Origin of the sequence: Pseudomonas faucium (assembly GCF_021602585.1) — a bacterium.
Lineage (GTDB): Bacteria > Pseudomonadota > Gammaproteobacteria > Pseudomonadales > Pseudomonadaceae > Aquipseudomonas > Aquipseudomonas faucium.
This window is the reverse complement of sequence record NZ_BQIP01000017.1, coordinates 101427-122687: the sequence shown is the minus strand read 5'-3', so window position 1 is coordinate 122687 and position 21261 is coordinate 101427. Positions and strand designations below refer to the sequence as shown.

The window sequence follows — 21261 nt, the reverse complement described above, 5'->3', positions numbered from 1 at the left end:
CAGATGAGCGCCCCGCGTGCGTATGGTAGAGTGGCGGCCTTTTTCCGAAGGGGCGTTTACTGTGTGGGAATTGGTCAAGTCCGGTGGTTGGATGATGCTGCCGATCATTCTGAGCTCCGTCGTCGCCATGGCAATCGTCGTCGAGCGCCTGTGGACCCTGCGCGCCAGCCGTGTCACCCCGCCGCACCTGCTCGGCCAGGTGTGGATGTGGATCAAGGACAAGCAGCTCACCAGTGACAAGCTCAAGGCCCTGCGCGCCGATTCGCCGCTGGGCGAGATCCTCGCTGCGGGCCTGGCCAATTCGCGCCATGGCCGCGAGATCATGAAAGAGTGCATCGAAGAGGCCGCTTCGCGGGTCATCCATGACCTGGAGCGCTATATCAGCACCCTCGGCACCATTGCCGCCATGGCTCCGCTGCTGGGCCTGCTGGGCACCGTGCTGGGCATGATCGACATCTTCAGCGCCTTCATGGGCTCGCAGATGACCGCCAATGCCGCCGTGCTGGCGGGCGGTATCTCCAAGGCCCTGGTCACCACCGCGGCCGGCCTGATGATTGGTATCCCCGCCGTGTTCTTCCACCGCTTCCTGCTGCGCCGCATCGATGAGCTGGTGGTGGGCATGGAGCAGGAAGCGATCAAGCTGGTGGAAGTGATCCAGGGCGACCGCGAAGTGGAAGTGGCCGGAGGCAAGGCGTGAAGTTCCGGCGCAATCGCCAGCGGGAGAACGTCGACATCAACCTGGCGTCGCTGATCGACGTGGTGTTCGTCCTGCTGCTGTTCTTCGTGGTCACCACCACCTTCACCCGCGAGACCCAGCTGCGCGTCGAGCTGCCCGAGGCCGCCAGCGCCGAGCAGCCGCCTGCCGACCAGGGCAAGCTGGTGGAGGTCACCATCAGCGCCGAGGGCGTGTACTCGGTGAACAACCACCTGCTGCCCAAGAGCGACCTGGCCACCCTGACCGAGGCCATCGAGCGTGAGTCCGCTGGCGACAATAAGTTGCCCCTGGCAATCAGCGCCGACGGCAAGACGCCGCACCAGGCTGTGATCACCGCAATGGATGCTGCCGGCAAGCTCGGTTTCAGCCAACTGCGCATGACCACCGTCGAGGCGGCCCAGGGGACACCCTGATGGCGTTCGCCGACCGCCTGCTGGCGGCCTGGTATGCCGGGCACCCTGCGCTGGCGCTGCTGCGCCCGCTGGAGGCGTTGTACCGCCGCGTGGTCACGCGCAAGCGGGCGCGCTTTCTCAGTGGTGAAAGCGCCAGCTACCGCGCCCCGGTGCCGGTCATCGTGGTCGGCAACATCACCATTGGCGGTACCGGCAAGACGCCGATGATCCTCTGGCTGATCGAGCATTGCCGCCGGCAGGGGCTGAAGGTCGGTGTGGTCAGCCGTGGCTACGGTGCCAAACCGCCGCAACTGCCGTGGCGGGTCGAGGCGCAGCAGCCAGCCGAACAGGCTGGCGACGAGCCTTTGCTGATCGTCCAGCGCACCGGCGTGCCGCTGATGATCGACCCGGACCGCTCCCGCGCCGTGCAGGCGCTGTTGGCCAGCGAGCCGCTGGACCTGATCCTGTGTGACGATGGCATGCAGCACTACCGCCTGGCGCGTGACCTGGAGCTGGTGCTGATCGATGCCGCGCGCGGCCTGGGCAATGGCCGCTGCCTGCCGGCCGGGCCCTTGCGCGAGCCCGCCGAGCGCCTGCAAGAGGCCGATGCCGTGCTGTTCAACGGCGCCAGCGCCGATCGTGCAGACGGTTTTGCCTTCAGCCTGCAGCCCAGCGCCCTGGTCAACCTGCGCAGCGGCGAGCGGCGCGGGCTCGATCTGTTTCCGGCAGGCCAGCGCCTGCACGCGGTCGCCGGTATCGGCAACCCGCAACGTTTCTTCAATACCCTGCTGGGGCTAAACTGGCAGCCGGTGCCGCACCCCTTCGCCGACCACGCCGAGTTCAGCGCCGAGCGCCTGGCATTCAGCCCGCCCTTGCCGTTGGTGATGACCGAGAAGGATGCGGTGAAATGCCGGGCCTTCGCCGCCGACGACTGGTGGTACCTGGCCGTCGAGGCCCAGCCCACCCCGGCCTTCACGGCCTGGTTCGACAGCCAGCTGCAGCGCCTGCTGCGCAAGCCCTGAGCCCGTTTTCAATTTCCGGCCACCTGGCCTCAAGGACGCTTCCATGGACACCAAACTGCTCGACATCCTGGCCTGCCCGATCACCAAAGGCCCGCTCAAGCTCAGCGCCGACAAGACCGAGCTGATCAGCAAGGGCGCAGGCCTGGCCTACCCGATTCGCGATGGCATCCCGGTGATGCTGGAAAGCGAGGCGCGCACCCTGACCGACGACGAGCGCCTGGACAAATGAGCCTCGACTTCACCGTGGTGATTCCTGCTCGCCTGCGCTCCACGCGCCTGCCGGGCAAACCGCTGCTGCTGATCGCCGGCAAGCCGATGATCCAGCACGTCTGGGAGCAGGCGCGCAAGAGCGGCGCCAGCCGCGTGGTCATCGCCACCGACGATGCCAGCATCGTCGAGGCGTGCCAGGCCTTTGGCGGCGAAGTGCTGATGACCCGCGCCGACCATGAGTCGGGCACCGACCGCCTGGCCGAAGTGGCCGCGCACCTGGGCCTGGCCGCCGATGCCATCGTGGTCAACGTGCAGGGTGACGAGCCGCTGATTCCGCCGGTGATCATCGACCAGGTGGCCGCCAACCTGGCTGCTCACCCGCAGGCGAGCATCGCCACCCTGGCCGAGCCGATCCACGACCCCGAAACCGTGTTCAACCCGAACGCGGTCAAGGTGGTCAGCGACAAGAACGGCCTGGCATTGACCTTCAGCCGTGCGCCACTGCCGTGGGCGCGCGATGCCTTCGCCAAGGGCCGCGAGCAACTGCCCGAAGGCGTGCCGTATCGCCGCCATATCGGCATGTACGCCTACCGCGTCGGCTTCCTTCAGGACTTCGTCGCCTGGGGCCCTTGCTGGCTCGAGCAGAGCGAAGCGCTGGAGCAGCTGCGTGCCCTGTGGCACGGCGTGCGCATCCACGTCGAGGACGCCATCGAGGCGCCCGCCGTTGGTGTCGACACCCCTGAAGACCTTGAGCGCGTAAGGCGCTTGCTGGAGGCCTGATGCGCGTTCTGTTCGTGTGCCTGGGCAACATCTGCCGTTCGCCCACTGCCGAAGGTGTGCTGCGCCATCAACTGCAGGCCGCAGGGCTGGCCGACCAGGTGCAGGTGGCATCTGCCGGTACCGGTGACTGGCACGTGGGCAAGGCGCCCGACAGCCGCACCTGCAAGGCTGCGCTGGCCCGCGGTTACGACCTCTCGGCGCAGCGTGCGCAGCAGGTCAAGGCGGCGCACTTTGCCGAGTACGACCTGATTCTGGCCATGGATGAAAGCAACCTCGGCCACCTGCGCGCCATGCGCCCGCACAGCGCCGTGGGTGAGCTGGACCTGTTCCTGCGCCGCTATGGCGCCGCCCTGGACGAAGTGCCAGACCCTTACTACGGCGGCGCCGATGGCTTCGAGCAGGTGCTCGACCTGATCGAGGCGGCGTGCCGTGAGCTGGTCGTGGAAATCAAGGGGCGGTTATGACGGCGGGTTGGCAAGCGCAAGTCTCGCTCAAGCCCTACAACAGCTTCGGCATCGATGTGAAAGCCCGCTACTTTGCCCAGGCGCACAACGATGAAGAGGTGCGCGAGGCCCTGCGGCTGGCGCACGAGGCCGGCGTGCCGGTGTTGGTGATCGGCGGCGGCAGCAACCTGCTGCTGACCCGTGATGTCGATGCGCTGGTGCTGCGCATGGCCAGCCAGGGGCGCCGCGTGCTCAGCGATGACGGCACGCGGGTGGTGGTCGAGGCCGAAGCGGGCGAAGCCTGGCACCCGTTCGTGCAATGGTCGCTGGCGCAAGGCTTCTGTGGCCTGGAAAACCTCAGCCTGATCCCAGGCACGGTGGGCGCCGCGCCGATGCAGAACGTGGGCGCCTATGGCGTGGAGATCAAGGATGTGTTCGTCGGGCTGACCGCGCTAGACCGGGAGACCGGCGAGTTGCGTGACTTTGGCCTTGAGGAATGCGCCTTCGGTTATCGCGACAGCCTGTTCAAGCGCAACCCTGGCCGCTGGTTGATCCTGCGGGTGCGTTTTGCCTTGAGCCATGTGCTGCAGGCGCACCTGGACTACGGCCCGGTGCGTCAGCGCTTGCAGGAGCAGGGCGTCGAACGGCCCACCGCGCAGGCAATCAGCGATGCCATCTGCAGCATCCGCCGCGAAAAGCTGCCGGACCCGGCCGAGCTGGGCAATGCCGGCAGCTTCTTCAAGAATCCGGTGGTATCTGCTGTGCTCGTGGAGCGCATTCGCGCTCAACATCCCGCGGTGGTTGGCTACGCCCAGGCCGATGGCCAGGTGAAGCTGGCGGCGGGCTGGTTGATCGAGCAGGCGGGGTGGAAGGGGTATCGCGAAGGGGATGCCGGGGTGCATCGGCTGCAGTCGCTGGTGCTGGTCAATTATGGCCAGGCGAGCGGGGGGCAGATGCATGCGCTGGCGCAGCGGATCCAGGCGGATGTGCTGGAGCGCTTTGGGGTTGAGCTTGAGATGGAGCCGAACCTCTACTGAATGTTGGGTTGGGGCCGCGCTGGCCTCATCGCCGGCAAGCCGGCCCCCACCTGTACAGCGGCGCTCTTATTGTGGGAGCCGGCTTGCCGGCGATGCAGTCAACACAAAACCCCCGGCCAAGAAAAAGCCCCGCCAGTTCGCACTGGCGGGGCTTTTTCATTCAGCCGTTGCTATCAACCGTGGTGAGGCTTGTGCTCATGGGCGGTTTCCAGGGCAGGCTCGTCGGCGGCAGCAGCTTGCTGTGCAGCCTTGGCAGCGGCCTCGGCTTCACGCTTGCGGCGACGCACTTCACGTGGGTCGTTCGGCGCGCGGCCGTTAGGCAGCATCACGGTAGCGGCTTCGACCGCTGCCGGTGCTTCCACCGGGGCAGGCTCGGCGGCGACCGGCGCTACCTCGGCAACAACCGGAGCAGGCTCTGCTACCACTTCTGGCTGGGCTTCGACGACCGCTGCCGGCTCTTCGGCAGGGGCGGCTTCGAAGGCAACCTGAGGCTTCTCGGCTTCACCGGCTTCGACGGCTGGAGCTTCGACAGGCGATTCGGCGACCACTACCGGTTCAACGGCAGGGGCAGCTTCAGTTTCGACAACGGGCTGTGGTGCAACTTCGACCACCGGCTCAGCGCTGGCTTCGACCACGGCAACGGGCTCGCTGACAGGCTGCTCGACCACTGGCGCGATCACAACTTCCTCGGCCTGGGTTACCGCCTCGACAGCTTCTGCCGGCTGGGCGGTTTCGCGGGTTTCGGTAACAGCGGCTTCGGCAGTGGCGCGTTCGGCTTGCTGGTTGGCTTGGGCTTCGGCATCGGCACTGATGTTGCTGCTGGCGACGGCGGCGGTAACGGCAAGGCCGGCGGCCAATTCGGCACCCAGCTCGGAGGCCTGGTGCTGTTGCGGCTGCTCTTCGTTGCCTTCGCTGCCTTCGTCATCGCCGTCGATCAGCTCGCCGTTGGCATTGCGCTGGCGCTCACGACGGTTGCTGCGACGACGCTGGCCACGGGAGCGACGACGCGGACGCTCGCCATCGGCACCTTCCTGCTCGTCCTGCAGCAGCTCTTCGTTCGGCAGTTGCTCTTCGGCGAGCTCTGCAGCCTGCTCGGCGGCCTGTTCGGCAGCGCGTGGCTGGCGCTCTTCACGCGGTGGGCGAGGCTGGCGCTCTTCACGAGGGGCGCGTTCTTCACGTGGAGCACGTTCTTCGCGAGGTGCACGCTCTTCACGCGGAGCGCGTTCTTCGCGAGGGGCACGTTCTTCACGTGGGGCGCGCTCTTCGCGAGGAGCACGCTCTTCACGTGGAGCACGTTCTTCGCGAGGTGCACGCTCTTCACGCGGTGCGCGTTCTTCGCGGGCTACACGCTCTTCACGTGGGGCACGCTCTTCACGCGGCTGGCGCTCTTCGCGCACGACCGGTGCGGCATCCAGGGGTTCACGCAGTTCGCGCGCCGGGCGCTCTTCGCGGTTGCCGCGGCGGTCTTCGCGTGGCTGGCGTGGTGCGCGTTCTTCACGCGGGGCACGCTCTTCACGAGGCTGACGCTCTTCACGAGGCTGACGCTCTTCACGCGGGGCGCGCTCGGCACGCTCTTCGCGCGGCTTGCGCTCTTCGTCACGGCGACCGTTGCGGTTGCGGCTCTGCTGGCGGCCGTTGCGACGCTCCTCGTTACGCGGGGTGCGTTCGCTGGCTGGCTTCTCGGCAGCCACGGCCGGGGCGGCGGCAGGTTCTTCCTTGCCGGCGAACAGGCTGACCAGCGACTTGACCAGGCCCTTGAACAGGCTTGGTTCCGGCACGCTCGGTGCAGGGGCTGCGGGTGCGGCTGGCTGCTCTTCCTCGGCGGTCGGTACCGGTGCGTTGGCGCGGGCCGGCGCGGTCTTCACCGCGGCTTCCTGGCGAACCAGGGTGCGGGTGGCGGTCGGCAGCGGCGCTTCTTCGGCTTCGGCAGCGGCGATTTCGTAGCTGGACTGGTTGTTCAGCACTTCCGGGTTGTCGTCGCGCAGGCGCTGGACTTCGAAGTGCGGGGTTTCCAGGTGATCGTTCGGCAGGATGATGATGCGGGCGCGAGTGCGCAGTTCGATCTTGGTGATCGAGTTGCGCTTCTCGTTGAGCAGGAAGGCGGCTACCGGGATCGGCACCTGGGCGCGAACCTCGGCGGTGCGGTCCTTCAGGGCCTCTTCCTCGATCAGGCGCAGGATGGCCAGCGACAGGGATTCGACGTCACGGATGATGCCGGTGCCGGAGCAGCGCGGGCAGACGATGCCGCTGCTTTCGCCGAGCGATGGGCGCAGGCGCTGGCGGGACATTTCCAGCAGGCCGAAACGCGAGATGCGGCCTACCTGGACACGGGCACGGTCGGCCTCCAGGCATTCACGCACACGCTCTTCCACGGCGCGCTGGTTCTTCGCCGGAGTCATGTCGATGAAGTCGATGACGATCAGGCCGCCGATGTCGCGCAGGCGCAGCTGGCGGGCGATTTCCTCAGCCGCTTCCAGGTTGGTCTGCAGGGCGGTTTCCTCGATGTCGCTGCCCTTGGTGGCGCGCGCCGAGTTGATGTCGATGGAAACCAGGGCTTCGGTCGGGTCGATCACGATCGAGCCGCCGGACGGCAGGTCGACCACGCGCTGGAAGGCGGTTTCGATCTGGCTTTCGATCTGGAAGCGGTTGAACAGCGGCACGCTGTCTTCGTACAGCTTCACCTTGCTGGCGTACTGCGGCATCACCTGGCGGATGAAGGTCAGGGCTTCTTCCTGGGCGTCGATGCTGTCGATCAGCACTTCGCCGATGTCCTGGCGCAGGTAGTCGCGGATGGCGCGGATGATGACGTTGCTTTCCTGGTAGATCAGGAACGGCGCGGCGCGGTCCAGCGAGGCTTCCTTGATGGCGGTCCACAGCTGCAGCAGGTAGTCGAGGTCCCACTGCATTTCTTCGCTGCTGCGGCCAAGGCCTGCGGTGCGCACGATCAGGCCCATGTCGCCCGGCACGGTCAGGCCGTTGAGGGCTTCGCGCAGTTCGTTGCGCTCTTCGCCTTCGATGCGGCGGGAGATGCCGCCGGCACGTGGGTTGTTCGGCATCAGGACCAGGTAGCGGCCGGCCAGGCTGATGAAGGTGGTGAGGGCGGCGCCTTTGTTGCCGCGCTCTTCCTTCTCGACCTGGACGATGACTTCCTGGCCTTCGCTGAGCACTTCCTTGATGTTGACGCGGCCTTCAGGGGCTTTCTTGAAGTACTCGCGGGAGATTTCCTTCAGCGGCAGGAAGCCGTGACGTTCGGAGCCGAAGTCGACGAAGGCGGCTTCGAGGCTGGGCTCGATCCGGGTGATCTTGCCTTTGTAGATGTTGGCCTTTTTCTGCTCACGCGCGCCGGACTCGATGTCCAGGTCGTAGAGACGTTGGCCGTCCACCAGGGCTACACGCAACTCTTCGGGTTGAGTTGCGTTAATCAGCATTCTTTTCATGTTGTACCGTCGGTTTCCGGGCTGCCGGAAACGGCGTTCGGCACACACGACTTCTCATGGTCGGTGCCAAGGTGCGCAAAGGGTGGCCGGGCCACCCCCGTGTCGAGCAACGTTCGGCACCAGCCGGTTACCCAGCCTGCCGTTGTCGCGACGACGCGTCCTGTTTGCTGCGGTGCCAACGAGGCCCCTGCGGTTTCTGCAGAGATATCCGAATCGATATCCGAATCAACCCAGCAGGCCTCGTGCACTCAGTCAGGAGGAGGAATCAACCGTCAGCCGTGGACGCCCGAGGGCATCTGTTCAGGACCTTATCCGCTCGCCGGCCATTCAGTGGGCCGGTGGCCGGACGCGGTGCTACACGGTCCGAGGGCTGTGCATCTCCACCCTGCACGTATCCCTGATAATTCGGGTGCTGCCGCGCGCTGAATCCGCAACGGGTTGCATTTTTCGCCAGCGCAGGTTCTGGGCTGGCGCCATTCATGTCCAAGGCAGGTATTTCCGAAGCATTCGCCGGGCGTTGCGTGGAAGCGACGGGCGGGCAGAGGTGCAGCGAAAAGAATCGGGTAAGCAGGTGAAATACCGCGCTTGTCGTTTTTTTTCGGTCTTCTCTACACGGCGCTGGTGGCGATTCCAGGCAATTCGGTAAACTGGCGAAAACCCCGTAGGACGGCCTCGCGTCCTGCAGAATTGCGTTGGTCAGGGACCGGCTAAGGGCCTGGTGCCGCTGGCCTGCCGCTTTTGGCGGCGTTCGCGACTATAGCAGTAATGATTAAGTGCTTCAATTCCATAAAAAATTGTTATGATCCCGCAATGACGACCAATACCCCTCCGACTTCCGGCGTAAAGCTGATCGAAGTCGCGCCGGAGCTTGCCGGCCAACGTATCGACAATTTCCTCATCACGGCGCTCAAGGGCGTGCCCAAGACGCTGGTGTACCGCATCCTGCGCAAGGGCGAGGTGCGGGTCAACAAGGGCCGCGTCAAACCTGAGTACAAGCTGCAGGCCGGCGACGTCGTGCGCGTACCGCCGGTCCGTTTGCCCGAGCGTGACGAGCCGGCGCCGGTCGCCCAGGGGCTGCTGCAGCGCCTGGAAGCGGCCATCGTCTACGAAGACAAGGCGCTGATCGTGATGAACAAGCCTGCCGGCATCGCCGTGCATGGCGGCAGCGGCCTGAGCTTCGGGGTGATCGAGGCGCTGCGCCAGCTGCGCCCGGACGCCAAGGAGCTGGAGCTGGTGCACCGCCTGGACCGCGATACCTCGGGCCTGCTGATGATCGCCAAGAAGCGCAGCATGCTGCGCCACCTGCATGCCGCCCTGCGCGGTGATGGTGTCGACAAGCGCTACATGGCGCTGGTGCGCGGCCATTGGCCGACCTCCAAGAAACAGGTCAATGCGCCGTTGCTCAAGAGCAACCTGCGCTCGGGCGAGCGCATGGTCGAGGTGAACGAGGAGGGCAAGGAGGCCTTGACCCTGTTCCGCGTGCTGCGCCGCTTCGGCGAGTTCGCCACCATCGTCGAGGCGCGGCCGATCACTGGGCGTACCCACCAGATCCGCGTACATACCCTGCACGCCGGGCACATGATTGCCGGTGACAGCAAGTACGGTGACGAAGACTTCAGCCGAGAAATTCGCGACCTGGGCGGCAAGCGCCTGTTCCTGCATGCCTACGCCCTGACCGTGCCGCTGCCCGATGGCGGTGAGCTCAAGCTGGAGGCGCCGGTGGATGAGGTCTGGGCGAAAACCGTGGAGCGCCTGAGTGCGTCGTGATCTATGAGCAAGGCGTATGAGCTGCTGATCTTCGATTGGGACGGCACCCTGGCCGATTCCATCGGCCGCATCGTCGAATCGATGAATGCGGCCGCCGACCGCGCCGGTGAGGCGCAAAGTGACGAGCAGGCGGTCAAGGGCATCATCGGGCTGGCGCTGGACGAGGCCATTTCGACGCTGTATCCGCACCTTGAGCCTGTGCAGGTGCAGCGTTTTCGCCAGCACTACGCCGACATCTACATGGCGCTCGACCAGCAGCCTTCGCCGCTGTTCGAAGGTGTGGTCGAATCGCTGGATGCCTTCCGGGCCGAGGGCTATCGTCTGGCGGTGGCGACCGGCAAGGCGCGCCGTGGCCTGGATCGGGTGCTCAAGGCCAATGGCTGGGAGCAGTTTTTCGACATCACCCGCGCCGCCGACGAAACCCGCGGCAAGCCGCACCCCTTGATGCTCGAGGAGATTCTCGGCCATTGCGGTGTTGAAGCCGGGCGTGCGTTGATGGTCGGCGACTCGGCGTTCGACCTGCAGATGGCCAGCAATGCCGGCATGCACTCGGTGGCCGTGGGCTACGGTGCCATGCCGCTGCAGGCGCTGGCCGAATTCGGCCCGCAAGTGTGCATCGATCATTTCTCCCAGCTGCGCGAGTGGCTGGCAGGTAGCAGGTAATTCCAATTCCAAGGTAGGTGAGCATGGCTGACGAGTGGAAAGCACCAGAATCCGAGCCTGACGAGCGCGAAGAGCGCAAAAGCTGGCAGTTGTTGGAGAAGACGCTTCTGGCGGGTGTCCAGGAACAGCGCCGAGCGCGGCGTTGGGGGATCTTCTTCAAGCTGCTGACCTTCGTTTACCTGTTCGGCCTGCTTGCGCTGTTCTTGCCGTTCATGGACATGGACAAGGCCGCGTCACGCAGCGGTAGCCATACCGCATTGGTGGAGGTGCGCGGGGTGATCGCCGACCAGGAGGCCGCCAGTGCCGACAACCTGGTCAAGAGCCTGCGCGAGGCCTTCAAGGATCCCAAGACCAAAGCGGTGATCATGCGCATCAACAGCCCGGGAGGCAGCCCGGTGCAGGCCGGTTACGTGTATGACGAGATCCGCCGCCTGCGCGCTGAATACCCTGATACCAAGCTGTATGCGGTGATCACCGACCTGGGCGCTTCCGGTGCTTATTACATCGCCAGCGCAGCCGACGAGATCTATGCCGACAAGGCCAGCCTGGTTGGCTCCATTGGCGTGACGGCGGCCGGTTATGGCTTTGTGGGCTCGATGGAGAAGCTGGGTGTCGAGCGGCGTACCTACACCGCAGGCGAGCACAAGGCCTTCCTCGACCCGTTCTCGCCGGAGAAGCCCGAGGAGCGGGCGTTCTGGCAGGGCGTGCTGAACACCACGCACCAGCAGTTCATTGCCATGGTCAAGCAAGGCCGCGGTGATCGCCTGAAGGACAAGGAGCATCCGGAGCTGTTCAGTGGCCTGGTGTGGTCGGGCGAGCAAGCCAAGGCGCTTGGCCTGGTGGACGGGTTGGGCAGTGCCAGCTATGTGGCGCGGGAGATCGTTGGCGAGAAAGAGCTGGTGGACTTCACCGTCCAGGAATCGCCGTTCGATCGCTTCTCCAAGCGCATCGGTGCCAGCGTGGCTGAGCGCCTGGCCATGTGGATGGGCTTCCAGGGGCCTGTTCTGCGCTGATCAGTTCCGGCCTCATCGCCGGCAAGCCGGCTCCCGCAACGAGCACACCGCTCTACCTGTGGGAGCCGGCTTGCCGGCGATGGGGTCGACGCATTCCCTCAGGGGATCACCACCCCTTCCTTGCTCAGCATATCCACGAGCCGAATCAGCGGCAGCCCGATCAGGCTGGTCGCATCGCACCCGTGGGTGCTCTGGAACAGGCTCACCCCCAACCCCTCCGCCTTGAAGCTGCCCGCGCAATCCAGCGGCTGCTCCGCCGTCACGTAGCGCTCCACGCGCGCCCGGTCCAATTCCCGCATGGTTACGGTGAATGGCACGCAATCGACCTGGCAATGCCCTGTGGCGGTGTTCAGCAGCGCAACGCCAGTAAGGAAGGCCACCTGTTGCCCGCTCGCCTCCAGAAGTTGTTCGCAGGCGCGCTCGAAGGTGTGTGGCTTGCCGAGGATCTGTTCGCCCAGCACGGCGACCTGGTCGGAGCCGATGATCAGGTGTCCAGGGTGGCTGGCGGCAAGTGCTTCGGCTTTCTGCCTGGCCAGGCGCTGCACCAGCGCCGCGGCGGGTTCGTCATCCAGGCGCCGCTCGTCTAGATCGGGGCTTGCCCAGGTGAAGGGCAGGCGCAGGCGCGCAAGCAGTTCGCGCCGATAGGCAGAGCTGGAAGCCAGCAACAAAGGCAGCATGGTAGACTCCTGGTCAGTTGTCCCCGATTCTAACATGCGAGATGCCGCCGAATTTCCTTTGACAGGGGCGGGGGGCATCCCTAGAATGCTGCGCCTATGTTGAATGACCCGATTCCACCTCACGTTGACCCGCGCAAATTAGCCGATCGTGGCGTAACCCTTAACGGTTCGCTGCAACTCGCTGATTTGGAAAGACTCTGCGACCCGCTTTCCGACAATGTCGGTACGGTGCAGGCGAAGTTCGATTTTGAACGAGATGAACAGCACGTGGTGGTTATCCACAGCGAGCTGGACGTCGAAGTCAAAATGGTTTGCCAGCGTTGTCTTGAGCTGGTCACCCTGCCGATCCATAGCGAATGTACATACGCTGTGGTGAAGGAGGGTGCGAATACCCAGTCGTTGCCGAAAGGCTATGACGTGCTGGAACTGGGCGAAGATCCTTTGGATCTGCAGGCCTTGATCGAGGAGGAGCTTCTGCTCGCCTTGCCCATCGTGCCTGCTCATCATCCGGAAGAATGCCAGCAGCCGGCGGGCGCAGACGAGCCCGACTCGAGCAAGGACGAGGTATCGCGGTCCAACCCGTTCAGTGTTTTGGCGCAGTTAAAGCGTGACCCAAACGTTTAGGAGTTAATCAATTATGGCTGTTCAGCAGAACAAAAAATCCCGCTCTGCCCGTGACATGCGCCGTTCGCACGACGCTCTGTCGGAAAACGCGCTGTCGGTAGAGAAAACCACCGGTGAAGTTCACCTGCGCCACCACGTTTCGCCAGAAGGCGTATACCGTGGTCGCAAAGTGGTCGACAAGGGCGCTGACGAGTAATCCTTGTCCGCTCAGATCATCGCGATCGACGCAATGGGCGGGGACTTCGGTCCCCGCAGCATTGTCCAGGCCAGTATTGCCTGCCTTAGTGCTACCCCCTCGCTGCACCTGACCCTCGTCGGTCAACCCTCCCTCCTTGAAGATCTCGTCAGCGGCTTGCCAGCTGCGGATCGCGCGCGCCTGCAGATTGTCGCCGCCAGCGAGGTGATCGGTATGGACGAGCGGCCCTCTCAGGCGTTGCGTGGCAAGCCGGACTCGTCGATGCGCATTGCCCTGGAACTGGTGCGTGATGGCAAGGCCCAGGCCTGCGTCAGTGCCGGCAATACCGGCGCGCTGATGGCGCTGTCGCGCTTCGTGCTCAAGACGCTGCCGGGCATCGATCGGCCGGCCATGGTGGCGGCGATCCCCACCCAGACAGGCTACTGCCAGCTGCTCGACCTGGGTGCCAACGTCGATTGCAGCGCCGAAAACCTCTACCAGTTCGCCGTAATGGGCTCGGTGGCCGCCCAGGCCCTGGGTATTCATCGCCCGCGGGTGGCCTTGCTGAATATCGGCACCGAGGACATCAAGGGCAACCAGCAGGTGAAGCTGGCGGCAACCCTGCTGCAAAACGCCCGCGGCCTCAATTACGTCGGCTTCGTCGAAGGTGACGGGCTGTATCGCGGTGAGGCGGATGTGGTGGTGTGCGACGGTTTTGTCGGCAACATCCTGCTCAAATCCAGCGAAGGCCTGGCCACCATGATCGGCGCGCGCATCGAGCGGCTGTTCAAGGGTGGTGCCTTGGCGCGGCTGGCGGGTGCCATGGCCATGCCGCTGCTCAAGCGCCTGCAGGCCGACCTGGCCCCGGCGCGGCACAATGGCGCCAGCTTCCTTGGCCTGCAGGGTATCGTCATCAAGAGCCATGGGTCGGCCGGGGTGGAAGGCTTCCAGAGTGCGATCCAGCGGGCGCTGATCGAGATTCAGGAGAACCTGCCGCAACGCCTGCACGGCCGCCTCGAAGACCTGTTGCCTTAGGTATTTCGCCGATGAAGTGCTTAAATGTGACCGCTTGGTCTGCGTCTCCATCCAAGTTTTCAAATTCCGCGTCTAGCCCAGGGCTCGGCGCACCCCATTCGACAAGATCATAAGGGCTTGTTCAATGTCTGCATCCCTCGCATTCGTCTTCCCCGGTCAAGGTTCCCAATCGCTGGGCATGCTCAAGGAACTGGGCGCCGAAAAGCCGGTGATCGTTGAGACCTTCAAGGAGGCCTCCGAGGCTCTGGGCTACGACCTGTGGAAACTGGTCCAGGAAGGCCCGGAAGAACAACTCAACCAAACCGACAAGACCCAGCCGGCCATCCTCACCGCCTCCATCGCCCTGTGGCGCCTGTGGCTGGAAGAGGGCGGCGCCAAGCCGGCGTTCGTTTCCGGCCACAGCCTGGGTGAATACAGCGCCCTGGTCGCTGCTGGCAGCCTGTCGCTCAAAGATGCGGTGAAGCTGGTCAAGCGCCGTGGCGAACTGATGCAGGAAGCTGTGCCGGCCGGTCACGGCGCCATGGCTGCCATTCTTGGCCTGGACGATTCCGTGGTGGTCGAGATTTGCGCCAAGGCTGCCGAAGATGAAGTGGTCAGCGCGGTGAACTTCAACTCGCCAGGCCAGGTGGTCATTGCCGGCAACAAGGCTGCCGTGGATCGTGCCATGGAGCTGTGCAAAGAGGCCGGTGCCAAGCGCGCCCTGCCACTGGCGGTCAGCGTGCCGTCGCATTGCGCGTTGATGAAGCCGGCCGCCGAGCGCTTCGCCGAAGCGGTCAACGCCATCGAGTGGAAGGCTCCGCAGATTCCGGTGGTGCAGAACGTCACCGCAGCCATCGCCGCCGACCTCGATGCGCTCAAGCATGACCTGCTTGCACAGCTGTACCAGCCCGTGCGCTGGGTCGAATGCGTGCAGACCCTGGCAGCCAACGGTGCCGTGAACCTGGTCGAGTGCGGCCCGGGCAAGGTCCTGGCCGGCCTGAACAAGCGTTGCGCCGACGGCGTCACCACCTACAACCTCAATACCCCCGATGCCGTCGCCGCCACCCGCGCGGCGCTGGCCTGAATTTGGAGAAGCTTGCATGAGCCTGCAAGGTAAAGTTGCACTGGTTACCGGCGCCAGCCGTGGTATCGGCCAGGCCATCGCCCTCGAGCTGGGCCGCCAGGGCGCGACCGTGATCGGCACCGCCACTTCCGCATCCGGTGCCGAGCGCATTGCCGCCACCCTGAAGGAGCACGGCATCACCGGTACCGGCATGGAGCTGAACGTGACCAGCGCCGAGTCCGTGGAAGCGGTACTGGCCGCCATCGGCACGCAGTTCGGCGCGCCGACCATCCTGGTCAACAACGCCGGCATCACCCGCGACAACCTCATGCTGCGCATGAAGGATGACGAGTGGTTCGACGTGATCGACACCAACCTCAACAGCCTCTACCGTTTGTCCAAGGGCGTGCTGCGTGGCATGACCAAGGCGCGTTGGGGCCGTATCATCAGCATCGGCTCGGTCGTCGGTGCCATGGGTAACGCTGGCCAGGCCAACTATGCGGCCGCCAAGGCCGGCCTTGAAGGCTTCAGCCGCGCCCTGGCGCGTGAAGTGGGCTCGCGTGGCATCACCGTCAACTCGGTGACCCCAGGCTTCATCGACACCGACATGACCCGCGAACTGCCAGAAGCGCAGCGCGAAGCCCTGCAAACCCAGATTCCGCTGGGCCGCCTGGGCCAGGCCGACGAAATCGCCAAGGTGGTTTCGTTCCTGGCGTCCGACGGCGCAGGCTACGTTACCGGTGCTACCGTGCCGGTCAACGGCGGGATGTACATGTAAAACTGCAACTCAATGTGACGGATTGCTTCAAAAAAGAGTCATACTGCGAGCCTAAAATCCGTTATAAAGCTGCAACCAGATTCCAGGCAGAGGGTTAGGTAACCATTTCGAAGGTGCGTTCCGCTTGAAAAGCGAACGTCTTTCTATAAACTTGGTCACCGGCCAGCTGCCTGACATATGTCCATTAGGAGTGAAAACTAGGTATGAGCACCATCGAAGAACGCGTCAAGAAAATCGTCGCCGAGCAACTGGGCGTCAAGGAAGAGGAAGTGACCAACGAGAAGTCCTTCGTCGATGACCTGGGTGCCGATTCGCTTGACACCGTTGAGCTGGTGATGGCTCTGGAAGAGGAATTCGAGACCGAAATCCCTGACGAAGAAGCCGAGAAGATCACTACCGTTCAAGCTGCCATCGACTACGTCAACAGCCACAAGGCCTAAGACGCTGTAGTCGTCGCTTCTTGACGAGAAAAACCGCACTGCCTTTGCCGGCGTGCGGTTTTTTCTTTGCGAAACGCTGGCGTCGATCCGCTCGCACCGAGAGCCTGTTGCCATTTCATTCCATTGCCTGAATGCAATGGCAAGAGACTCTGATATTAGAAAAGGAGAGTACTGTGTCGCGTAGACGCGTCGTGGTCACCGGTATGGGTATGCTGTCGCCACTGGGTACCGATGTACCGAGCACCTGGCAGGGCATTCTGGCTGGCCGCAGTGGCATTGGTCCGATCGAACACACGGACCTGTCTGCCTACTCCACCCGTTTTGGCGGCTCGGTGAAGGGCTTCGAGGTCGAGCAATACCTGTCGGCCAAGGAAGCTCGCAAGCTTGACCTGTTCATTCAATACGGCCTGGCGGCCGGTTTCCAGGCAGTGCGTAATGCCGGCCTGGAAGTCACCGACGCCAACCGCGAGCGCATTGGCGTTGCCATGGGCTCGGGGATCGGCGGCCTGACCAACATCGAAGAAACCAGCCGTACCCTGCACGAGCAGGGCCCGCGCCGCATTTCGCCGTTCTTCGTGCCCGGTTCGATCATCAACATGATCTCCGGCTTCCTGTCGATCCACCTGGGGCTGCAGGGGCCGAACTACGCCATCGCCACGGCGTGCACCACCGGCACCCACTGCATCGGCATGGCCGCGCGCAACATCGCCTATGGCGAGGCGGACGTGATGATCGCCGGTGGCGCCGAAATGGCGGCCTGTGGCCTTGGCATGGGCGGCTTTGGCGCCTCGCGCGCGCTGTCCACCCGCAACGACGAGCCGGCCCGGGCCAGCCGCCCGTGGGACAAGGGCCGCGATGGCTTCGTGCTGTCGGACGGCGCCGGTGCCCTGGTGCTCGAAGAGCTGGAGCATGCCCAGGCCCGTGGCGCGACCATCTATGCCGAGCTGGTCGGTTTCGGCATGAGCGGCGACGCCTATCACATGACCTCGCCGCCCGACAGCGGTGAAGGTGCGGCGCGCTGCATGGCCAATGCCCTGCGCGATGCCGGCATCGCCCCGGAAGCGGTCAGCTACATCAATGCCCACGGCACCTCGACGCCGGCTGGCGATATTGCTGAAGTGGCCGCGATCAAGCGCGTCTTCGGTGAGCACGCCTACAAGCTGGCGGTCAGTTCGACCAAGTCGATGACCGGCCACCTGCTGGGTGCCGCAGGCGCGGTAGAGGCGATCTTCAGCGTGCTGGCGATCAACAGCCAGATGGCGCCGCCGACCATCAACCTCGATGAGCCGGACGAAGGCTGCGACCTCGACTTCGTGCCGCACGTGGCGCGCAGCATGCCGATCGATGTGGTGCTGTCCAACTCGTTCGGCTTTGGTGGCACCAACGGCTCGCTGGTGTTCCGCCGGTTCGCCGGTTGATGCAAAGCTGGATCGATGGCCAGCCGGCGACTGCGGTCAACCTGCAGAACCGCGGCCTGGCCTACGGCGATGGGCTGTTCGAGACCATCGCCGTGCGCAACGGCCGGCCCAGCCTGCTGGACGGCCACATGGCCCGCCTGGCGCTGGGTTGCCAGCGCCTGGCACTGGCTGGCGACCTGGCGCTGCTGCGCGATGAAATCCAGCGCTATGCCAGCCAGTTGGGCGACGGTGTCGCCAAGCTCATCCTCACCCGTGGCGACAGCCAGCGTGGCTATGCGCCGGCGGTGGGTGTCGCACCGCGACGAATCCTGCAGGGCAGCGCGCTGCCCAGCTATCCTGTCGAACATGCCGAGCACGGCGTGCGCTTGTTCCCCTGCCAGACCCGGCTTGGGGAACAACCCTTGCTGGCCGGCCTCAAACACCTCAACCGCCTGGAGCAGGTGCTGGCCCGTGCCGAATGGCAGGACAGCGAGCATGCCGAAGGCCTGATGCGTGATGGGCAGGGCAGGGTGATCGAAGGGGTGTACAGCAATCTGTTCCTGGTGCGCGATGGCAAGCTGCTCACCGCCGACCTCAGCCGTTGCGGCGTGGCCGGGGTGATGCGCGGCGCGTTGCTGGAGCAGGCGCAGGCGCTGTCGATCCCGTTGCAGGTGCGCGACCTGGCCTTCGACGAGCTCGAACAGGCCGATGAAGTGTTCGTCTGCAACAGTGTCTACGGCGTCTGGCCGGTGCGGGCAATTGCCGCGCTGAACTGGTCGCCGGGCCCACTCACCCGTAAACTGCAGGCCGTTGCCCGTACGTTACTGGATACCTGAATTCGTGAGACGCAAATTCCTGCTGCTGCTGGAAATGGGTTTGATCCTCGCAGGCCTGGCCTTGGGCTGGTCGGCCTGGAAGCTCAACTCGGTGCTGGAGCAGCCCTTGGCCGTGACGCAGGAGCGCCTGCTCGACGTGCCCAATGGCACCAACCCCAACCGCATGTTCTACCGCATGCAGCACGAGGGGCTGCTCGATGACGCCGTCTGGCTGCGCCTGTACTGGCGCTTCAACATGGCCGATGTGCCCCTCAAGACCGGTGAGTACCGCCTCACCCCCGGCATGACCGTCGAAGACCTGTTCGACGCCTGGCGCCGGGCCGATGTGGTGCAATACAACCTGACGCTGGTCGAAGGCTGGACCTTCCGCCAGGTGCGCTCGGCGATCGCCAAGCACGAAAAGCTCAAGCACACCCTCGACGGTCTGTCCGATGCCGAAGTGATGGACAAGCTGGGCCACACCGGGGTATTCCCCGAGGGGCGCTTCTTCCCTGACACCTACCGCTTCGTGCGCGGCATGAGCGACGCCGAGTTGCTGCAGCAGGCCTACATGCGCCTGGACGATGTGCTGGCCAAGGAGTGGGCTGAGCGCAGCACCGACCTGCCTTATCGCGACCCCTACCAGGCGCTGATCATGGCTTCGCTGGTGGAGAAGGAAACCGGCATTCCCCAGGAGCGCGGGCAGATCGCCGGCGTGTTCGTGCGCCGCCTGCGCCTGGGCATGATGCTGCAGACCGACCCCACGGTGATCTATGGCATGGGCGAGCGCTACAACGGCAGGATCACCCGCGCCGACCTGCGCGAGCCGACGCCCTACAACACCTACACCATCAGCGGGCTGCCGCCGACGCCGATTGCCATGGTCGGGCGCGAGGCGATTCACGCCGCGCTCAATCCATCCGATGGCACCAGCCTGTACTTCGTCGCCCGTGGCGATGGCAGCCACGTGTTCTCCGACGACCTGGACAACCACAACTCGGCGGTGCGCGAGTTCCAGCTCAAGCGGCGTGCCGATTACCGCTCCAGCCCCGGGCCACAGGCCGCGCCTGCCGACGATCAACCCGCGGCGGATGAGCCCGAGGCGCAGGAGCCGGCCCCGGCCAGCGAACCTGCACCGGCGCAAGCGCCGGCGCCTGACGAACAACATTAAGGACTGCCTGTGAGCGGCTTGTTTATTACCCTTGAAGGCCCCGAAGGCGCGGGCAAGAGCACCAACCGCGACTACCTGGCCGCACGCCTGCGCGAACAGGGGCTGGACGTGGTGCTGACCCGCGAGCCGGGCGGCACCCCGCTGGCCGAGAAGGTCCGCGAGCTGTTGCTGGCACCCAGCGACGAAGCAATGGCGGCCGACACCGAGCTGCTGCTGGTGTTCGCCGCACGTGCCCAGCACCTGGCGCAGGTGATCCGCCCGGCCTTGGCCAAGGGCGCGGTGGTCTTGTGCGATCGCTTCACCGATGCCACCTATGCCTACCAGGGTGGCGGCCGCGGCCTGTCGGTCGAGCGCATTGCCACCCTGGAGCAATTCGTCCAGGGCGACCTGCGCCCGGACCTGACCCTGGTCTTCGACCTGCCGGTGGAAGTCGGCCTGGCCCGCGCCGCCGCGCGCGGTCGCCTGGACCGTTTCGAACAGGAAGGCCAAGCCTTCTTCGAGGCCGTGCGCCAGGCCTACCTGCAGCGCGCCCAGCGCGAGCCGCAGCGTTACACCTTGCTGGACGCCGCGCAGCCACTGGCTGGCGTGCAGCGTGCCATCGACGCCTTGCTGCCGGCCATCGTGGAGCGTTGCCGTGGCTGAGGCCTACCCCTGGCAGCAGGCGCTGTGGCAGCAGTTGGCCGGGCGCGCCCGGCATGCCCATGCCTACCTGCTGCACGGCCCCCAGGGCATCGGCAAGCGTGCCCTGGCCGAGCGCCTGATGGCGCGCCTGCTGTGCCAGCAACCGCAGGGGCTCGATGCCTGCGGGCAGTGCAAGGCGTGCCACCTGCTCAGGGCCGGTAGCCACCCGGACAACTTCGTGCTGGAGCCGGAAGAGGCCGACAAGCCGATCAAGGTCGACCAGGTGCGTGAGCTGGTGTCCTTCGTGGTCCAGACCGCGCAGCTCGGTGGCCGCAAGGTGGTGCTGATCGAGCCGGTCGAGGCGATGAACGTGAACGCCTCCAACGCCTTGCTCAAGAGCCTCGAGGAGCCCTCCGGCGATACCGTGCTGCTGCTCGTCAGCCACCAGCCCAGCCGCCTGCTGCCGACCATCAAGAGCCGCTGCCAGCAGGTGACCTGCCCGCAGCCCAGCCTGGCCCAGAGCCAGGCGTGGCTGGCCGCGGCGCTGCCCGACAGCGACGAAGCCGAGCGCGATGAGCTGCTGACGCTTGCGGCCGGCTCGCCCTTGACGGCGGTGAAGCTGCAGGCCCAGGGCGTGCGCGAGCAGCGCGCATTGGTCACCGAAGGGGTGAAGAAGCTGCTCAAGCAGCAGCAATCGCCCAGCCAGCTGGCCGAGGCCTGGAGCGGTGTGCCATTGTTGTTGCTGTTCGACTGGTTCTTCGACTGGTCGCACCTGATCCTGCGCTACCAACTGAGCCAGGACGAAGCAGGGCTGGGCCTGGCCGATATGCGCAAGGTCGTGCAGTACCTGGCGCAGAAGAGCCGCCAGGGCAAGGTGCTCGAGGTTCAGGCGTGGATCCTCGAACAGCGCCAGAAGGTGCTGGGCAAGGCCAACCTCAATCGCGTGCTGCTGCTGGAAGCGTTGCTGGCCCATTGGCAGCAGTTGCCGGGCGCTCGCTGATTTTTCA

At 65.0% G+C, this 21261-nt stretch carries 23 protein-coding genes; 21 read left to right on the top strand and 2 right to left on the bottom strand.

Annotation, left to right across the window (positions count from 1 at the left end; translation table 11 throughout):
* Positions 1-61: 61 nt before the first annotated feature.
* Genes L6D75_RS19410 through murB form a run of 7 tightly spaced genes read left to right on the top strand, consistent with a single transcriptional unit; the run spans position 62 to position 4599 of the window.
* On the top strand, positions 62-697 hold the full coding sequence (locus tag L6D75_RS19410; protein WP_176512221.1) for a MotA/TolQ/ExbB proton channel family protein: 636 nt from the start codon (positions 62-64) through the stop codon (positions 695-697).
* Complete coding sequence (locus L6D75_RS19405; protein ID WP_176512222.1) at positions 694-1128, top strand: ExbD/TolR family protein; 435 nt, start codon at positions 694-696, stop codon at positions 1126-1128. Before L6D75_RS19410 ends, L6D75_RS19405 begins: the two co-directional genes overlap by 4 nt.
* Complete coding sequence (gene lpxK, locus L6D75_RS19400; RefSeq protein ID WP_176512223.1) at positions 1128-2129, top strand: tetraacyldisaccharide 4'-kinase; 1002 nt, start codon at positions 1128-1130, stop codon at positions 2127-2129. The genes L6D75_RS19405 and lpxK overlap by 1 nt, the downstream gene beginning before the upstream one ends.
* Before the next feature lie 43 nt (positions 2130-2172).
* Entirely contained in the window at positions 2173-2358 is a 186-nt protein-coding gene (locus L6D75_RS19395; RefSeq protein WP_003247142.1) for a Trm112 family protein, read from the top strand.
* Positions 2355-3119 carry a 3-deoxy-manno-octulosonate cytidylyltransferase gene (kdsB, locus tag L6D75_RS19390; RefSeq protein ID WP_176512224.1) on the top strand — a complete coding sequence of 255 codons (765 nt, stop codon included), beginning with the start codon at positions 2355-2357 and terminating at the stop codon, positions 3117-3119. Before L6D75_RS19395 ends, kdsB begins: the two co-directional genes overlap by 4 nt.
* Positions 3119-3583, top strand: a complete 465-nt coding sequence (locus tag L6D75_RS19385; RefSeq protein ID WP_176512225.1) for a low molecular weight protein-tyrosine-phosphatase — start codon at positions 3119-3121, stop codon at positions 3581-3583. Before kdsB ends, L6D75_RS19385 begins: the two co-directional genes overlap by 1 nt.
* A complete protein-coding gene (murB, locus tag L6D75_RS19380) occupies positions 3580-4599 on the top strand; it encodes a UDP-N-acetylmuramate dehydrogenase (protein ID WP_176512226.1) in 1020 nt (339 codons plus the stop codon). Before L6D75_RS19385 ends, murB begins: the two co-directional genes overlap by 4 nt.
* Before the next feature lie 173 nt (positions 4600-4772).
* Here murB and rne read toward each other — a convergent pair whose 3' ends face one another.
* Positions 4773-8036, bottom strand: coding sequence for a ribonuclease E (rne, locus tag L6D75_RS19375; protein ID WP_176512227.1), 3264 nt, complete (start codon positions 8034-8036; stop codon positions 4773-4775).
* Positions 8037-8846: 810 nt separating this feature from the next.
* On the opposite strand from rne, the gene rluC reads away from it, so the two are divergent.
* Genes rluC through L6D75_RS19360 form a run of 3 tightly spaced genes read left to right on the top strand, consistent with a single transcriptional unit; the run spans position 8847 to position 11479 of the window.
* Complete coding sequence (gene rluC, locus L6D75_RS19370; protein WP_176512228.1) at positions 8847-9803, top strand: 23S rRNA pseudouridine(955/2504/2580) synthase RluC; 957 nt, start codon at positions 8847-8849, stop codon at positions 9801-9803.
* Between the two features lie 3 nt (positions 9804-9806).
* A complete protein-coding gene (locus L6D75_RS19365; protein ID WP_176512229.1) occupies positions 9807-10466 on the top strand; it encodes an HAD family hydrolase in 660 nt (219 codons plus the stop codon).
* Positions 10467-10489: 23 nt separating this feature from the next.
* Positions 10490-11479 (top strand): S49 family peptidase, encoded by a 990-nt coding sequence (locus tag L6D75_RS19360; RefSeq protein WP_176512230.1) that lies wholly within the window; start codon positions 10490-10492, stop codon positions 11477-11479.
* Positions 11480-11577: 98 nt separating this feature from the next.
* On the opposite strand, the gene L6D75_RS19355 is transcribed toward L6D75_RS19360, so the two are convergent.
* Positions 11578-12156 (bottom strand): Maf family protein, encoded by a 579-nt coding sequence (locus tag L6D75_RS19355; protein WP_176512231.1) that lies wholly within the window; start codon positions 12154-12156, stop codon positions 11578-11580.
* A gap of 96 nt (positions 12157-12252) precedes the next feature.
* Between L6D75_RS19355 and L6D75_RS19350 the strand changes: the two genes are divergently transcribed.
* From L6D75_RS19350 to L6D75_RS19300, 11 genes are all read left to right on the top strand, one after another.
* Complete coding sequence (locus L6D75_RS19350) at positions 12253-12780, top strand: YceD family protein (protein ID WP_176512232.1); 528 nt, start codon at positions 12253-12255, stop codon at positions 12778-12780.
* A gap of 13 nt (positions 12781-12793) precedes the next feature.
* The gene (gene rpmF, locus L6D75_RS19345; protein WP_003247154.1) at positions 12794-12976 is read left to right on the top strand and encodes a 50S ribosomal protein L32; all 183 of its coding nucleotides are present in this window, start codon (positions 12794-12796) and stop codon (positions 12974-12976) included.
* A 3-nt stretch (positions 12977-12979) separates the two neighbouring features.
* Positions 12980-13990, top strand: a complete 1011-nt coding sequence (gene plsX, locus L6D75_RS19340; RefSeq protein ID WP_176512233.1) for a phosphate acyltransferase PlsX — start codon at positions 12980-12982, stop codon at positions 13988-13990.
* Between the two features lie 124 nt (positions 13991-14114).
* Positions 14115-15053, top strand: coding sequence for an ACP S-malonyltransferase (gene fabD / locus L6D75_RS19335; RefSeq protein WP_176512234.1), 939 nt, complete (start codon positions 14115-14117; stop codon positions 15051-15053).
* 16 nt (positions 15054-15069) lie between these two features.
* Positions 15070-15810: a 3-oxoacyl-ACP reductase FabG gene (gene fabG / locus L6D75_RS19330; protein ID WP_176512235.1), complete on the top strand. Its 741-nt coding sequence runs from the start codon at positions 15070-15072 to the stop codon at positions 15808-15810.
* Positions 15811-16013: 203 nt separating this feature from the next.
* Complete coding sequence (acpP, locus tag L6D75_RS19325; RefSeq protein ID WP_008096410.1) at positions 16014-16250, top strand: acyl carrier protein; 237 nt, start codon at positions 16014-16016, stop codon at positions 16248-16250.
* 173 nt (positions 16251-16423) lie between these two features.
* Positions 16424-17668, top strand: a complete 1245-nt coding sequence (gene fabF / locus L6D75_RS19320; protein WP_176512236.1) for a beta-ketoacyl-ACP synthase II — start codon at positions 16424-16426, stop codon at positions 17666-17668.
* Positions 17668-18483: an aminodeoxychorismate lyase gene (pabC, locus tag L6D75_RS19315; protein ID WP_176512237.1), complete on the top strand. Its 816-nt coding sequence runs from the start codon at positions 17668-17670 to the stop codon at positions 18481-18483. The genes fabF and pabC overlap by 1 nt, the downstream gene beginning before the upstream one ends.
* A 4-nt stretch (positions 18484-18487) precedes the next feature.
* On the top strand, positions 18488-19633 hold the full coding sequence (mltG, locus tag L6D75_RS19310) for an endolytic transglycosylase MltG (protein ID WP_176512238.1): 1146 nt from the start codon (positions 18488-18490) through the stop codon (positions 19631-19633).
* A 9-nt stretch (positions 19634-19642) separates the two neighbouring features.
* Positions 19643-20275: a dTMP kinase gene (gene tmk, locus L6D75_RS19305; RefSeq protein WP_176512239.1), complete on the top strand. Its 633-nt coding sequence runs from the start codon at positions 19643-19645 to the stop codon at positions 20273-20275.
* Positions 20268-21254 carry a DNA polymerase III subunit delta' gene (locus tag L6D75_RS19300; protein WP_176512240.1) on the top strand — a complete coding sequence of 329 codons (987 nt, stop codon included), beginning with the start codon at positions 20268-20270 and terminating at the stop codon, positions 21252-21254. Before tmk ends, L6D75_RS19300 begins: the two co-directional genes overlap by 8 nt.
* Positions 21255-21261 lie beyond the last annotated feature (7 nt).